The sequence below is a fragment of the Longimicrobium sp. genome, assembly GCA_036387335.1.
Lineage (GTDB): Bacteria > Gemmatimonadota > Gemmatimonadetes > Longimicrobiales > Longimicrobiaceae > Longimicrobium.
This window is the reverse complement of record DASVTZ010000119.1, coordinates 1-13,581: the sequence shown is the minus strand read 5'-3', so window position 1 is coordinate 13,581 and position 13,581 is coordinate 1. Positions and strand designations below refer to the sequence as shown.

The window sequence follows — 13,581 nt, the reverse complement described above, 5'->3', positions numbered from 1 at the left end:
GCCGCCGGGTTGCCCCATTCGGGTACCCCGGGATCACAGCCTGCGTGCGGCTCCCCCGGGACTATCGCGGCTTGCCGCGCCCTTCTTCGCCTGTCCGTGCCAAGGCATCCACCGTGCGCCCTTTCTTCGCTTGGCCGGAATCTCCTCCGGCCCCACTCGAAAGCCCGCCTATTCCCCTTGAGGAACAGGCGCACACGTCAGACACACCATTGGTGCTGACCTTTCCTTCTACCCTTCCCATACCCGAATTTTCAAATATCCGTTGCCAGCAAAAATTCCGCTGGCGAGCCCGTCAATTTATCATCCTTGCTCGCGACTGTCAACGGCCCGAGGACCGTCCTGCGTCGTTTCCACGACGTCAGCCTCGCGAGGGGCGCCTAGTATATAGGAGTCCACCGGACGCGTCAAGGCCTTGTGAGAGCCGGATTTGGGCAGGTTCGTGATGTCGCGCCCACGGCGCCCGCGCGAGGGCAGCGCGGGCCAGACGAGGCGCGTAGCGAGCGCCCACATCGCCATCGCGGCGAAGCCCAGGAGCTGGCCCACGGGGCGGATCGGCTGGTAGTCCGCGAAGACGCGGCGGGCGCCCTGCGCCATGTCGCCCACGCCCAGCAGGTCGCCGGGCTGCGGTCCGACGCCCCACAGCACGGGGATCACGGAGTAGCGGAGGAGCGCCATCAGCAGCGAGAGCGTCGCCAGCCCGAAGACGATGCGCCGCCGCGGGCCGCGAGAGAGCGCTCCCCACCCCGATAGCGCCAGCGTGGCGACGACGACCCACTCCACCACGCCGGGCGGGGGAAAGAGGAACTCGGCGATCTGCGCGGTCGCCAGGGTACCGTAGATGACCGCCGCCCATCCCGGCACTCCCGCGGGCGACATCCACGCGCGGCGCTGGAGCAGGACGTAGGTCAAAAGGAGCGCGAACACCCCCTCCACGATGCCGAAGGTGCGGTACTGCACCCCGGCCTCCACCGGCGCGATGCCGGCGACCGCCGCCGCGCCCAGGAAGAGGAGCGCGGCCGCGACGGCGCGCTGGGCGGCCGTCATCTTTGGGGAATCCATTCGAGCGGACCGGGGCGCAGCTTGCGCTCGATGTTCGCCAGCAGCGCCGCCGCCCGGGTGCGTGTGGCGGGCGCCAGCGGGACCGAGCCCGCGCGCTGCACGGCCGCCTTCGCCTCCTGCAGGAGCTGCGTGTTGTCGCCGCGGTACCAGGGGGCGGCGCCGGCGGCCAGCATCAGCTCCGCGCGGTCCAGGGTGGCGGTGGCCCAGAGCTCGGTGGCCATCGCGGTCTGCGTGGAGTCGCCGGCGTTCTGGCGGGCGGTCCACGCTTCGCCCTCCGCCTCCGCGTAGCGCGCGATGGCGCCCGCGGTGTCGCCCGACGCGGCGGCGCGCATGGCGGCCTGCACGCGCTCGCGGGCCCGCGACACGCGCGGGGTGAAGGCGTCCGGCGCGACGGCCACCCACGTCCTGCTGCCGACTTCGGCGGCGGTCTGCGGGGCGCCGCGGTAGAGGAGCGCCACCGCCACCGTGAGCACGGCCAGCAGCACGAGCCCCGGGATCACCCAGGGGTCACGCAGGGGGTTCGCGGGGGCGGTGGGTTTGGTCATGACGGCGCCGGAAGGCGCGGGTCGAGCAGGGCGCTGACGTCGCTGTACTTCACCGCGAACTCGCCCAGGGGGCCGCGGTGCGCGCTGTGCCAGTCCGAGCCGCCGGTGCGCAGCAGGCCCAGCGTATTGGCGGCCGTTTCGAAGAGGTGCGACTCCACGGGCGGCGTGTTGGGGCGGTAGCACTCCAGCCCGTCCAGCCCCCAATCCGCGAAGGCGCGGACGTACTGGTCGAAGATGGCGATCTCCGGGTGAGCCCACACGGCGACGCCGCCGGCCGCGTGGATGTCCTCGATCGCCTGGCGCACGCCGGGGAAGTCGCTGCGCACGAATGCGACTCCCTTGTCCCCGATGTAGCGCTCGAACGCCTCGGAGTAGTAGCGGGTCTGCCCGCGCTCCAGGAGGGCGCGGGCCAGGTGCGGGCGGCCGATGGCGGACGAGTCCGGGCCGGCGGCGCGCTCCACGTCCGCGTAGTCGACTTCGATCCCCATCCCGTTGAGGTTCGCCACCATGCCGCGCATGCGGTCGGCCCGGCGCTCGACGGCGCTCACCTGGTGGCGCGTGACGGAGGGGGCGTGGTGGTCGATGAAGTAGCCCAGGATGTGGATCTCGTGGTCGCCCTCGCGCGTGCTCATCTCGATCCCCGGCACCAGCTGCAGCGGGTGCGCGGCGGCGGCGGCGAGGCCTTCGTCGACGCCGGCCACCGTGTCGTGGTCGGTGATGGCGATCACGTCGAGCCGCGCGCTGGCGGCCATCTGCACGACCTGTGTGGGTGAGCAGTGCCCGTCGGAGGCGTGGGTGTGGATGTGCAGGTCGATCCGTTTCATGCATCCCCAGATTGAGATGTCGCAGGCGGGCCCCGGTGGCCCGCCGGTGAAGGATGCATCCACCGCGCCCGCTTGGGAAGGTACGGGTGGGCGGTAGGCTGGGGAACGGGCTCGGGAATCGGGTGGGGACCGGCTATGGGCCGGCGGTTGAAACCGCTGCAACAACCGCGGGAAACCTGCCTTCGCAGGTTCGGGGGGGCGGGCGCCGGCGCCGAATCGCCGGGGGCGGGTCGCCGGGGCGGGTCGCCGGGGGCTAAAGCCCCCGGCTGGAACCACGCGAAGGCGGCTGAAGCCGGCTCGTGCAGGCGGGCATCGGAGCCCGATTCCGCGCAGGCGGACTTTGCGCGGTTCCAGCCGCGAATTCATTCGCGCCTGGACCGACGCCCCGGGTAGATGGCATCCGCGCATGGCCGGGCACGGGCGGCCACGCGGGGCCGCCCCTACGGGATCGGTGCGCGTCGCGATGCCCGAGGGGCGAGGAGGGTGGGGGCGATGAACCGCGCCCGGACGGTGTGGCGGGGCGGCGGCAGGCAGAGGCGGATGGTTGCCGGGAGTCCGCGAAGGCGGACTTTGTGCTGTTGTTGCAGCGAGTTTACTCGCCCGGTTGACCAGGGAGAAAAAAACATCCCCCGGCACGCTTCCGCGCCGGGGGCTGTGTTTCGTGCTGAACCTTCACCTGTCTCAGGCGGCGGTGGCGCGCTCGCTGAGGACGGTGATGACGTTGTCGACGACCTGCAGGAAGCCGCCGGAGACACGGAACTGCAGCGTCTCGCGGCCGTTTTCGATGCGCAGGACGCCATCGCCCAGGAGGGCCATCAGCGGGGCGTGGCCGCGCAGGATGCCGAGCTGGCCGTTCCACGCCGGGGCCACCACCGAGGTGGCGTCGCCCTCGTACACCGTCTGCTCGGGCGAGAGGACGGAGACGCGCATGGCGCCCGTGCCCGTGCCTGTGCCCGCGGCGGGGGCCGCCATCAGCCGCCCTGCTCCAGGCGCTGCGCCTTGTCGATGGCGCCCTGGATGCCGCCCACCATGTAGAACGCCTGCTCCGGCAGGTGGTCGAACTCGCCGCTCACCACGCGCTCGAACGACTCCACGGTGTCCTCCAGCTTCACGTACTCGCCCTCAGTGCCCGTGAACTGCTGGGCCACGAAGAAGGGCTGCGACAGGAAGCGCTGGAGGCGGCGCGCCCGGCCCACGATCACCTTGTCCTCTTCGGTGAGCTCGTCCATCCCCAGGATCGCGATGATGTCCTGCAGCTCCTTGTAGCGCTGCAGAATGCGCTGCACCGCGGTGGCCGTGCGGTAGTGCCGCTCGCCGATGTACTGCGGGTCCAGGATGCGGCTCGTGGAGTCGAGCGGGTCCACGGCCGGGTAGATGCCCAGCTCCGAGATCGCGCGCGAGAGCACCGTGGTGGCGTCGAGGTGCGCGAAGGCGGTGGCCGGCGCCGGGTCCGTGAGGTCGTCGGCCGGCACGTAGATGGCCTGCACCGAGGTGATGGAGCCCTCGTGCGTGGAGGTGATGCGCTCCTGCAGGGCGCCCATCTCGGTGGCCAGCGTCGGCTGGTAGCCCACGGCCGAGGGCATGCGGCCCAGGAGCGCGGACACCTCGGAGCCGGCCTGCGTGAAGCGGAAGATGTTGTCCACGAAGAAGAGCACGTCCTGCTTCTCCACGTCGCGGAAGTACTCGGCCACGGTGAGGCCGGTGAGCGCCACGCGGAGGCGCGCGCCCGGCGGCTCGTTCATCTGCCCGTACACCAGCGCCACGTTGGACTCGGCGAGGTTGCCCTCCTTGATGAGCCCGGCCTCCTTGAACTCCAGCCAGAGGTCGGTGCCCTCGCGCGTGCGCTCGCCGACGCCGGCGAACACGGAGCGGCCGCCGTGGCCGCGCGCGATGTTGTTGATCAGCTCCTGGATGACCACCGTCTTCCCCACGCCCGCCCCGCCGAAGAGGCCGATCTTGCCACCCTTCACGTACGGGGTGAGGAGGTCGATCACCTTGATCCCCGTCTCCAGCACCTCGGCCTTGGCCTCGAGGTCCACGAAGCGGGGCGCCGGGCGGTGGATCGGCCAGCGCAGCGTGTCGGCGGGGATGACGCCGGACTCGTCCACCGGCTCGCCGAGCACGTTGAGGATGCGCCCCAGCGCCGGGGCGCCCACGGGCACGGTGATGGGCGAGCCCAGGTCGAGCACGTCCATGCCGCGCACCACGCCGTCGGTGGACTCCATGGCCACGGCGCGCACCTGGTGGCGGCCGATGTGCTGCTGCACCTCGAGCGTGATGTCGAGCGCCGGCTGGTCGCCGGACGCGGCGCGCGTCACGCGCAGGGCGTTGTAGATGTCCGGAAGGTGGCCTTCGAACTCGGCGTCGATCACCGGGCCGATGACCTGCACGACGCGGCCCGCCTTGACGGCGGGGGTCGGGATGGTGGCCTGCTCAGGGGCAACGGTAGCCATTTGGGTCTCCTGTTATTCGAGGGCGGCGGCGCCGCCGACGATCTCGGCGATTTCCTGCGTGATCGCGGCCTGGCGCACCCGGTTGTAGGTACGGGTCAGGGCGTTGAGCATGTCGCCGGCGTTGTCGGTGGCGTTCTTCATGGCGGTGCGCTGGGCACCGTAGAAGCCCGCCGTGGTCTCCACCAGCGCCCGGTACACCCCGTTCCGCACGTACAGCGGCAGGATGCGCCCCAGGATCTCGTCGGCGCCGGGCTCCAGCACGTAGTCCACCTCGCCGCCGCGGCCGGTGTCTTCCGGCGCCTGCACGGGAAGGAGCTGCAGGGTGGTGGGCGGGGTGGAGAGCGCCGAGTTGAACTTGGCGTACACCACGTACACCGCGTCGAAGGTGCCCGCCACGAAGCCGTCCATCAGCGAGTTGACGAGGCGCTCGGCGTCCTCGGCCGAGGGGCGGTCGCCGATGTCGCTGACGGCGTTCCCCAGCGTCTCGCCCTGGTAGCGGAAGAAGGAGATCCCCTTCTTGCCGGCCACGTGGAGCTCCACCTCCACGCCGCGCCCGCGCAGGTCGCGGAGGAGGTTGCGCCCTTCCCGGATCAGGTTGGCGTTGAAGGCGCCGCTCAGCCCGCGGTTGGCGGTAAGGAGCAGCACCGCCGCGCGCCGCACGGTGGCCGGCTGGCGGAGGAGCGGGTAGCGCGCCGCCAGCTCCGGCGTAAGGAGCCGCCCGATCACCTCGCCGAGCCGCTCCGCGTACGGCCGTGCGGCCGCCACGCGGTCCTGCGCGCGCTTGAGCTTGGACGTGGCGACCATCTCCATCGTCCGCGTGATCTTGCGCGTGTTCTGGACCGAGCGGATGCGGCCCTTCAGTTCTCTGGCTTTGGCCATTTTGTCTTGATGTCGGAAGTTCCAAGTACCAAGTCCTAAGTGCTAAGTGCTAAGTGCTGAACACCACTTAGGACTTAGGACTTAGCACTCAGGACTTCAGTAGCTCTGCCGCGCGCCCGCCGCGTTCCCTTCCGGCCGGGCGGCGAGGCGAAGCTGCTCCTCGCTCATGTGCCGGTCGCGGTCGGTCTCGTTCAGGATCGGCGAGTTGGCGTACGTGTCGGTGCCCACCGGCGAGTGCGGGTCGGCAAAGAGCTCGGCGTAGTGCTCGATGGCGCGCACCAGCGCCTGCTCGTTCTCCTTGGACAGGTCGCGCGTGTTGCGGATGTCGTCCAGGATCTCCGGGTGCTGCGTGCGCAGGAAGATGTGGAAGTCGCGCCCCCACGCCTGCACCTGCGCCACGTCCACGTTGTCCAGGTAGCCGTTGGTCAGCGCGTAGATGGTGGCCACCTGGTACTCCACCGCCATCGGCGAGTACTGGCCCTGCTTCAGCACCTCCACCGAGCGGGCGCCCCGCGCGAGCTGGCGCTGCGTGACCGGGTCCAGCTCCGACCCGAAGGCGGCGAACGCCTCCAGCTCGCGGTACTGCGCCAGCTCGCCCTTGAGCTTGCCGGCCACCTTCTTCATCGCCTTGATCTGCGCCGCGCCGCCCACGCGGCTCACCGAGATGCCGACGTTCACGGCCGGGCGCACGCCGGAGTAGAAGAGGTTCGACTCCAGGAAGATCTGCCCGTCCGTGATGGAGATCACGTTGGTCGGGATGTACGCCGACACGTCGCCGGCCTGCGTCTCGATGATGGGGAGCGCCGTCAGCGACCCGCCGCCCATCTCGTCACTCAGCTTGGCCGCGCGCTCAAGGAGGCGGCTGTGCAGGTAGAAGACGTCGCCCGGGTACGCCTCGCGCCCCGGCGGGCGGCGCAGCACCAGCGACATCTGCCGGTACGCCACGGCCTGCTTGCTGAGGTCGTCGTACACGCACAGGGTGGGGAGGCCCTTCCCCTGCTCGTTCTTGGTGTACATGAAGTACTCGGCCAGCGCGGTACCGGCGTACGGCGCGATGTACTGCATCGGGGCCGGGTCCGAAGCCGAGGCCGCGACGACGATGGTGTAGTCCATGGCGCCGGCGTCGGTAAGGCGCTGCACCACGCCCGCGATCGTCGAGTTCTTCTGGCCGATGGCCACGTACACGCAGACGACGCCCTGGCCCTTCTGGTTGATGATGGCGTCAATGGCGACGGCCGTCTTCCCCGTGCCGCGGTCGCCGATGATCAGCTCGCGCTGCCCGCGGCCGATGGGGATGAGCGCGTCGATCGCCTTGATCCCCGTCTGCATGGGCTCCTTCACCGGCTGGCGCAGCACGATGCCGGGCGCCACCACGTCCACCGCGCGGCGGCCGACGGAGGGGATGGGACCGCGGCCGTCCACCGGCTCGCCGAGCGGGTTGACCACGCGCCCCAGGTAGGCCGGGCCCACCGGGATGTCGAACACGCGGCCCGTGCGGCGCACGCGGTCGCCTTCCTGGATGACCGTCCAGTCGCCCATCACCACGGCGCCGATGTTGTCCTCTTCCAGGTTCAGCGCCAGGGCGCTCACCACCTGGCCGCTCTCGGTGGCGGTGACCTCCAGCAGCTCGCTGGACATGGCGCCGCCCAGGCCGTAGATGCGCGCGATCCCGTCCTTGACCTCAAGGACCTCGCCCACCTCTTCGGCGGTGAAGTTGTTCTCGAACCGCTCGATCTCGCCGAGCAGAACGTTCTTGATCTCGCTGGCCCGGAGCTGGGTATCGACCGCCATCGTTAATCCTCGTTTCAGGTCCGGCGTGCGCCGCCGGTGCTCATCAGTATGCTTGCGTGCTGCCTGTTAAACCGCTGGGTCCCGCCGGTTCGTCCGGAAAGTGCCTAGTGCCTAGTTCCTAGTGCGCGGGCCGAAGTTACTGGGCACTCGGCACTCGGCACTCGGCACTGCTTTTCATGTGCCGGCGGGGAGGTACGCTTCCATCAGCCTGCGGCGCAGCCCTGCCGCCTGGCTGCGAACCGAGCCGTCCAGGATCTGGTCGCCCACCTTGAGCACCATGCCGCCCAACAGCTCGGAGTCCACGTGAAAGGTGGCGATCACGTCGCGCCCGAAGCGCGTCTGCAGCGACGCGCGGATCTCCTCCTGCAGCGCGGCGTCCGGCGCGTGCGAGATGGTGACGTCCACCCGCAGGCGCCCCATCATCTCGTCCACCCGCTCGCGGTACGCCAGGGCGATCTCGCGGAGGAGGTTGTCGCGGCGCTTGTCCACCACCACCAGCACGAAGCGCAGAAAGAGCTCGGGCACGCGCCCGCCGAGCGCGCCGCGCAGCGCCGCCTTCTTGGCGTCCATGGAGATGGCCGGCGCGGACAGGAAGGCGCGGATGCGCGGCTCCGTGTTCAGCAGGCTGGCCAGCTCGTCGGCGGCGGTCTGGAACTCGACGGCCGTGCTGGCGCCGCCGTTGCGCTGCGCCAGGGTGAGGAGCGTGTCCGCGTAGTTACGCGCGATGACCTCGGAGCGCACGGGTCAGACCCCCGCGCCGAGGGCCGGCTGCGTGGCGACCTGGCCCAGGTACTCGCGAACGAGGCGGCGGTTGTCCTCGCCGTCCAGGTTGCGGCGCACCAGGCGCTCGGCGGCGCGCATGGAGACGTCCACGGCCTCGCGGCGCACGGCCTGCAGCGCGCCCTCGCGCTCGGCGGCGATGTCCTGGCGGGCGCGCTCCAGCAGGGCTTCCTGCTCGCGGCGCGTCTCGGCCAGCATCTCGGCGCGGATGCGCTCGGCGCTGGTGCGGCCCTCGTTGACCGCCTCCTGCACGCGGGCGCGGGTCTCCTCCAGGATGCGCCGGTTCTCCTCCATCATGGCGGCGGCCTCGGCGCGGTCGCGCTCGGCGGCGGCGGCCAGCTGGCGGAGGTTCTCCTCGCGGGCCTCCACGGCGCCCAGGATCTTGGGGAAGGCGAACCTGGACAGGACCCCCAGGACGATCACGAACACCACGATCGTCCAGAAGGTGAGCCCGATGTTCGGCGACAGCAGGCCGGGCGCCTCCTCGTGCTCCTGCGCGATCAGGGGCGCGGCGGAGCCGAGAAGGAGAAGGGCCGAGAGAGCGGTGGTGGAGCGACGCATATCCGTTTGCCGGTTCGAGTCCGGTTCGATAGAAAAAGAACGATCTGCCAGGGTGGCCGGCCGCCGCGAGCTTCCGCGGCGGCCCGCCGGGTCCAGCTCAGCCGCGCAGCGCGGTGAAGACGCCGGACTGCACCAGGAACGCGACCACGATGGCGAACAGGGTGGCGCCTTCCACGAAGGCGGCCAGGATCAGCGCGCCGGTCTGGATGGTGCCGGCGATCTCGGGCTGGCGGGCCATGCCGTCCATCGCGCGGGAGCCGATCAGGCCGATGCCGATGCCGGCGCCGATGACCGCGAGGCCGGCGCCGAGGGCGGCACCGAGTAGACCGTTGCTGAGCGCGTTGGCGGTCTCGACCGCCGCTTGCATCATCATCATGAGAATCCCTCCAGGGATCTTGGGATGGTTCGTCGTCGGGCTCCGCTCGTCCGGCCCATTCGGCCGGTGGACGCCAGCCGGCATCGCTGCCGCGCGCCCTCCCCGGGGGCCCATGCCCGGGTACTGTACGACGGGGGTGAGCGGTCCCCGCCGGCGGCTTGTTGCGAAGCTGGGAGCAAGCCGCGTCCCCCGAACTGCCTGGTGCGTTAGTGCGTTAGTGCGTTAGTGCGTTGTTGGTCGGAGCGCACTTACGCACTCACGCACTTACGCACTTCTGTCAGTGCGCATGCTGCATCAACCCGATAAACACACTCGTCAGCATCGCGAAGATGAACGCCTGGAGGAAGCCGACGAAGATCTCCAGGAAAAAGATCGCGGTCGCCATCAGCACCGGCGCCACGGCCATGGCGAAGCTCCCGAACACGAAGATCAGGGAGATCAGCGCAAGGAGCACGATGTGGCCGGCCGTCATGTTGGCCATGAGCCGGACGGCCAGCGAGAACGGCTTGGTGAACTTGCCCAGCAGCTCGATGGGCGCCAGCGCGAAAGCCATCGCCCACGCGGCCACGGGGTGCATCCCCTTGGGCACGAAGAAGATGGTCGACATGTAGCCCTTGAAGCCCAGCGCCCGCATCCCGCCCACTTCGGTGGCCACGAACGCCATGATCGCCAGCCCCGCGGTCACCGAGATGTTGGCGGTGGCGGTGGAGCCGTACGGGATCAGGCCGAGCAGGTTGTTGAACAGGATGAAGAAGAAGAGCGTCACGATGAACGGCGCGTACTTGTCGTAGCCGTGCGCGATGTTCGGCTTCACCACCTCGTTGCGGATGAAGAGGACCATCGCTTCCACCATGTTGTAGCGCCGCCCGCGTGCCAGCCCGCGGTCCGCCGCCGCCGCGCGGGCGCCGCCGTACATCAGCACGCCCATCGTCAGCAGCCCGGCGAACACCAGGAAGACGAGGTGCTTGGTCGGCGTCAGGTCGAACGGGAGCTGCATCCCGAACAGGTTGAGGTCGCCGACCTTGTACGTCCCCTTGGCGGGAAGGTGCAGCGAGGTGCGCGGCAGCTCGATCTCGCGCGCGTCCAGGATGTGGTGGAGGAAGTCGATCCCCTCTTCCTCGCCATGCGCGGCTTCGGCGCCGTGGCCGGCCCCGCCCTGCTCGTGGCTCGGGTCCATCACCTCGGCTGCGTGCCCCTCGGGCGAGGCCGGGTCGACGACCGGGCCCTGCCCGGCGGCCGCGTGCGGCGCGGCGGCCGGGGGCGTTCCATGGTCCTGGGCGTGCGCGGCGGCCGTGGAGGCGCCCGCGAGGGCCAGGAGGAGTGCGATGCGTGCGAACATTCAGCTCTTCTTCGTTGTGCCGGCGGCCAGGGCCACCGGCTCGAGCAGTGTGGTTGCGAACAACACGGTCACCAGCGAGAACAGCGTGGGCGCGGCCGGAAGACCGGTCGCCGGCACCAGCACCAGCGCGGTCGCCACCACCAGGATCAGCCGCCCCAACATCCCCACCCCGTACGCCGCCAGCTGCTTTCCGCGAAAGGCCACGTGGGCCACCAGCAGCAGGAAGAGCTGGAAGACGCACGCGATGGCCACCCCGACCGCCACCCCCGTGCGCGCGCCCGGCTCAGCAAGGGCCACGCCGCACGCGTACACGAGCGCCCCGATGGCCAGCACTGCCACGGGAAGGAGCCAGGGCGACCTCACTTGCCCCCCTTGCGCGGGTCCTTGGGATCGATGGCCAGCCGCCGGTACATGTACAGCAGGCTGAGCCCGAACCCCAGGAACACCCCGATCATCAGGAGCCACGGAGAGGTGCCCAGCCGCTCGTCCAGCCACTTCCCCAGGAAGAGGAAAGCCAGCAGCACCGCCACGAACTGCACCCCGATCCCCATCATGTCGGCGGGCTTCGGGGCACCGGTCTTCCCGGCGTTCCGCGGAGTGCGGCGAGGCTCGTCCACTGTGCTCCAATCCTCTCCAGGGTGGTTCGGCGCGGCCAATATAGACGCTTGTGAAATTTTTCGCAAGCAGGAATATGGGTGCTTGTGAAATTTTTCGCAAGCTCTGCCAGGTCGTGGCCGGGCCCTTGCTTGACGCCCCGGAACGGGTGCGTCTATCTTGCCCGGCCGGCCCCGCGGAACTCGTTGCGGCGCCGCTCCAAAGCCGCCGTCGCGCCCTCACCGGGAGAGCGCTGGCCCACTCCAGCCGCCGCCGCCCAATGCGCCGCATCCTCCCCGCCCTGCTCATCGCGCTCGCCGCGGGCGCCGCGGCGTGCCGCCCTCCCGCGGGACCGGCGCCCTCGACTGCCCCGGCGCCGCTGGAGACGAATCGCTACACGGGCCCGCTCGTCTCCTCATTCCAGGTGGAGCCGGCGGGGGACAGCGTGCGCTTCGTGCTGCAGCTCACCAACCCGACCAGCGCGCCGGTGCGGCTGAGCTACTCCAGCGGGATGACGCACGACTTCGCCGTGCGCGAGGGCACGCGCGACGTGTGGCGCTGGTCGGCGGACCGCTCCTTCGTGCAGTCGCTGATGGCGGTGTCGCTGGGCGCGGGGGAGACGCGCAGCTACACGGAGGTCTGGCGTCCCGGGCCGGGGCTGCGCGGGCGGCGGCTGACGGCCGTGGCGTGGCTGACCGCGACCAACCATCCCATCCAGCAGTCCACCGCGTTCACCCTGCCGTGAGCCGCTCGCGCATCCCCGCGGCGCGACCGTTGCCGTGACCACTCTGTCCGATGCCGCGCCGTCCATGGCCGACGTGCTGGCCGCGGCGCGCCGGCTGCGGGGGGTCGCGCGGCGCACCCCGCTGGAGCGGTGCGGCGGCCTCTCGGGCGAGGCCGGGGTGTTTCTCAAGCTGGAGGGGATGCAGCGCACCGGCTCCTTCAAGCTGCGCGGCGCCTACAACCGCGTGGCGACGCTGCCGGCCGAGGCGCGGGCGCGCGGGCTGGTGACGGCGTCGGCCGGGAACCACGGGCAGGGGGTGGCGCTGGCCGCGGGGCTGCTGGGTGCCCGCGCCCTCGTCTTCGTCCCCGCCTCCGCGCCGGAGACCAAACGGCGGCGCATCGCGCGCTTCGGCGCGGAGCTGGTGCTGGTGGAGGGCGGCTACGACGACGCGCACGCCGCCGCCGAAGCGCACGCGGCGGAAACCGGGGCCGCGTTCGTGCACGCGTACAGCGACCCCATGACGGTCGCCGGCCAGGCGACGGTGGCGCTGGAGATCCTGCAGGAGCTGCCCGAGGTGCGCACGCTGGTGGTTCCGGTGGGGGGCGGCGGCCTGGTGAACGGCACGGGGATCGTGGCGCGCGCCCTGGCACCCGGCGCGCGCGTGGTGGGGGTGCAGACGCACGAGACCGGGGCGATGCACGCCTCCCTCGCCGCCGGCACGCTGTGCTGCCCGCCCCAGGGTGCGACGTTGTGTGAAGGGCTCTCCGGCGAGACGGACGCGCGCAGCCTGGAGCTCGCCCGGCAGGTGGTGGACGAAGTGGTGCTGGTGAGCGAGGACGCCGTGCGGCGTGCCATTCGCTGGCTCTTCGTGGAGGAGGGAGTGGTGGCGGAGGGATCGGCCGCGGTGGCCGTGGCGGCGCTGCTCGAAGGCGCCATCCGCAACCTGGTGGGGCCGGTGGCGGTGATCCTGAGCGGGAGCAACGTGGACGCCGCGAGGATGGCGGAGGTCCTGGGGAGCGATTGATGGCGACGATTTTATCCTTCGCGGGGATCAGCCCGCGCATCCACCCGAGCGCCTTCGTGGCGCCCACCGCCACGGTGATCGGCAACGTGACGATCGGGGAGGAGGCGAGCATCTGGTTCGGCGCAGTCATCCGCGGCGACGAGCCGGAGCATGAGATCCGCGTGGGGGCTCGCACGAGTATACAGGACAACTGCGTGGTGCACGTGAGCCGGCAGGGCGCCACCCTCATCGGCGCGGACGTCACGGTGGGCCACGGCGCCATCCTGGAGAGCTGCACGGTGGGCGACGGGGCGCTGATCGGCATGAACGCCGTCGTCCTGCAGCGCGCCGTCGTGGGCGACGCGGCGCTGATCGCGGCGGGCGCCGTGGTGGGGAGCGGCGCCGAGATCCCGGCGCGGCACCTGGCCGCGGGCGCGCCGGCGATGGTGAAAAAGGAATTGGAGGGCGAGTCGCTGCGCTGGGTCACCACCAGCGCGGCGCACTACGTGGAGCTGTCGCGGCGGTACATGGCGCAGGGCGGGGAAAATGGGAGAACTGAATGAGCAATGACTTCGGCGGGCACGATGCGCGCCCCGAACCCTCGTACGCGCCGGCCTCCGCGCCGCACCCCGCCCCCCCGCGCACCCGCGCGG

Annotated in this window: 16 protein-coding genes and 1 rRNA gene; 3 read left to right on the top strand and 14 right to left on the bottom strand. The window is 70.8% G+C overall.

The window, feature by feature from the left end:
- The 14 genes from VF647_11310 to VF647_11245 form a co-directional block, all read right to left on the bottom strand.
- Nucleotides 1-136: ribosomal RNA gene (locus VF647_11310) — 23S ribosomal RNA — on the bottom strand; the annotation flags it as partial.
- 164 nt (nucleotides 137-300) lie between these two features.
- A complete protein-coding gene (locus VF647_11305) occupies nucleotides 301-1,059 on the bottom strand; it encodes a hypothetical protein (GenBank protein HEX8452677.1) in 759 nt (252 codons plus the stop codon).
- A complete protein-coding gene (locus VF647_11300; GenBank protein ID HEX8452676.1) occupies nucleotides 1,041-1,604 on the bottom strand; it encodes a hypothetical protein in 564 nt (187 codons plus the stop codon). The genes VF647_11305 and VF647_11300 overlap by 19 nt, the downstream gene beginning before the upstream one ends.
- Nucleotides 1,601-2,428, bottom strand: a complete 828-nt coding sequence (locus tag VF647_11295) for a PHP domain-containing protein (protein ID HEX8452675.1) — start codon at nucleotides 2,426-2,428, stop codon at nucleotides 1,601-1,603. Before VF647_11295 ends, VF647_11300 begins: the two co-directional genes overlap by 4 nt.
- A 681-nt stretch (nucleotides 2,429-3,109) precedes the next feature.
- Complete coding sequence (gene atpC / locus VF647_11290; protein HEX8452674.1) at nucleotides 3,110-3,400, bottom strand: ATP synthase F1 subunit epsilon; 291 nt, start codon at nucleotides 3,398-3,400, stop codon at nucleotides 3,110-3,112.
- Nucleotides 3,400-4,881 carry a F0F1 ATP synthase subunit beta gene (atpD, locus tag VF647_11285; protein HEX8452673.1) on the bottom strand — a complete coding sequence of 494 codons (1,482 nt, stop codon included), beginning with the start codon at nucleotides 4,879-4,881 and terminating at the stop codon, nucleotides 3,400-3,402. The genes atpC and atpD overlap by 1 nt, the downstream gene beginning before the upstream one ends.
- A gap of 12 nt (nucleotides 4,882-4,893) precedes the next feature.
- Nucleotides 4,894-5,760: an ATP synthase F1 subunit gamma gene (atpG, locus tag VF647_11280; GenBank protein ID HEX8452672.1), complete on the bottom strand. Its 867-nt coding sequence runs from the start codon at nucleotides 5,758-5,760 to the stop codon at nucleotides 4,894-4,896.
- 96 nt (nucleotides 5,761-5,856) lie between these two features.
- Nucleotides 5,857-7,551 (bottom strand): F0F1 ATP synthase subunit alpha, encoded by a 1,695-nt coding sequence (gene atpA / locus VF647_11275; GenBank protein ID HEX8452671.1) that lies wholly within the window; start codon nucleotides 7,549-7,551, stop codon nucleotides 5,857-5,859.
- A gap of 174 nt (nucleotides 7,552-7,725) precedes the next feature.
- Nucleotides 7,726-8,292: an ATP synthase F1 subunit delta gene (gene atpH / locus VF647_11270; GenBank protein HEX8452670.1), complete on the bottom strand. Its 567-nt coding sequence runs from the start codon at nucleotides 8,290-8,292 to the stop codon at nucleotides 7,726-7,728.
- Nucleotides 8,293-8,295: 3 nt separating this feature from the next.
- Nucleotides 8,296-8,892 carry a F0F1 ATP synthase subunit B gene (gene atpF, locus VF647_11265; GenBank protein HEX8452669.1) on the bottom strand — a complete coding sequence of 199 codons (597 nt, stop codon included), beginning with the start codon at nucleotides 8,890-8,892 and terminating at the stop codon, nucleotides 8,296-8,298.
- Between the two features lie 97 nt (nucleotides 8,893-8,989).
- Nucleotides 8,990-9,268, bottom strand: coding sequence for an ATP synthase F0 subunit C (gene atpE, locus VF647_11260; GenBank protein HEX8452668.1), 279 nt, complete (start codon nucleotides 9,266-9,268; stop codon nucleotides 8,990-8,992).
- A gap of 277 nt (nucleotides 9,269-9,545) precedes the next feature.
- Nucleotides 9,546-10,607, bottom strand: coding sequence for a F0F1 ATP synthase subunit A (atpB, locus tag VF647_11255; protein ID HEX8452667.1), 1,062 nt, complete (start codon nucleotides 10,605-10,607; stop codon nucleotides 9,546-9,548).
- Nucleotides 10,608-10,970: a hypothetical protein gene (locus VF647_11250; protein ID HEX8452666.1), complete on the bottom strand. Its 363-nt coding sequence runs from the start codon at nucleotides 10,968-10,970 to the stop codon at nucleotides 10,608-10,610.
- Complete coding sequence (locus VF647_11245) at nucleotides 10,967-11,224, bottom strand: AtpZ/AtpI family protein (GenBank protein HEX8452665.1); 258 nt, start codon at nucleotides 11,222-11,224, stop codon at nucleotides 10,967-10,969. The genes VF647_11250 and VF647_11245 overlap by 4 nt, the downstream gene beginning before the upstream one ends.
- A 257-nt stretch (nucleotides 11,225-11,481) precedes the next feature.
- Between VF647_11245 and VF647_11240 the strand changes: the two genes are divergently transcribed.
- The 3 genes from VF647_11240 to VF647_11230 are packed head-to-tail and all read left to right on the top strand — an operon-like array spanning nucleotide 11,482 to nucleotide 13,491.
- On the top strand, nucleotides 11,482-11,946 hold the full coding sequence (locus tag VF647_11240; GenBank protein ID HEX8452664.1) for a BsuPI-related putative proteinase inhibitor: 465 nt from the start codon (nucleotides 11,482-11,484) through the stop codon (nucleotides 11,944-11,946).
- A 34-nt stretch (nucleotides 11,947-11,980) separates the two neighbouring features.
- Nucleotides 11,981-12,949 carry a pyridoxal-phosphate dependent enzyme gene (locus VF647_11235; GenBank protein HEX8452663.1) on the top strand — a complete coding sequence of 323 codons (969 nt, stop codon included), beginning with the start codon at nucleotides 11,981-11,983 and terminating at the stop codon, nucleotides 12,947-12,949.
- Complete coding sequence (locus VF647_11230; protein HEX8452662.1) at nucleotides 12,949-13,491, top strand: gamma carbonic anhydrase family protein; 543 nt, start codon at nucleotides 12,949-12,951, stop codon at nucleotides 13,489-13,491. Before VF647_11235 ends, VF647_11230 begins: the two co-directional genes overlap by 1 nt.
- Nucleotides 13,492-13,581 lie beyond the last annotated feature (90 nt).

Bases quoted from the DNA above. Each gene is read 5' to 3' on its own strand.
- VF647_11305 (HEX8452677.1), bottom strand. From the start codon at position 1,059: ATGGATTCCCCAAAGATGACGGCCGCCCAGCGCGCCGTCGCGGCCGCG.
- VF647_11300 (HEX8452676.1), bottom strand. From the start codon at position 1,604: ATGACCAAACCCACCGCCCCCGCGAACCCCCTGCGTGACCCCTGGGTG.
- VF647_11295 (HEX8452675.1), bottom strand. From the start codon at position 2,428: ATGAAACGGATCGACCTGCACATCCACACCCACGCCTCCGACGGGCAC.
- atpC (HEX8452674.1), bottom strand. From the start codon at position 3,400: ATGGCGGCCCCCGCCGCGGGCACAGGCACGGGCACGGGCGCCATGCGC.
- atpD (HEX8452673.1), bottom strand. From the start codon at position 4,881: ATGGCTACCGTTGCCCCTGAGCAGGCCACCATCCCGACCCCCGCCGTC.
- atpG (HEX8452672.1), bottom strand. From the start codon at position 5,760: ATGGCCAAAGCCAGAGAACTGAAGGGCCGCATCCGCTCGGTCCAGAAC.
- atpA (HEX8452671.1), bottom strand. From the start codon at position 7,551: ATGGCGGTCGATACCCAGCTCCGGGCCAGCGAGATCAAGAACGTTCTG.
- atpF (HEX8452669.1), bottom strand. From the start codon at position 8,892: ATGCGTCGCTCCACCACCGCTCTCTCGGCCCTTCTCCTTCTCGGCTCC.
- atpE (HEX8452668.1), bottom strand. From the start codon at position 9,268: ATGATGATGATGCAAGCGGCGGTCGAGACCGCCAACGCGCTCAGCAAC.
- atpB (HEX8452667.1), bottom strand. From the start codon at position 10,607: ATGTTCGCACGCATCGCACTCCTCCTGGCCCTCGCGGGCGCCTCCACG.
- VF647_11240 (HEX8452664.1), top strand. From the start codon at position 11,482: ATGCGCCGCATCCTCCCCGCCCTGCTCATCGCGCTCGCCGCGGGCGCC.
- VF647_11230 (HEX8452662.1), top strand. From the start codon at position 12,949: ATGGCGACGATTTTATCCTTCGCGGGGATCAGCCCGCGCATCCACCCG.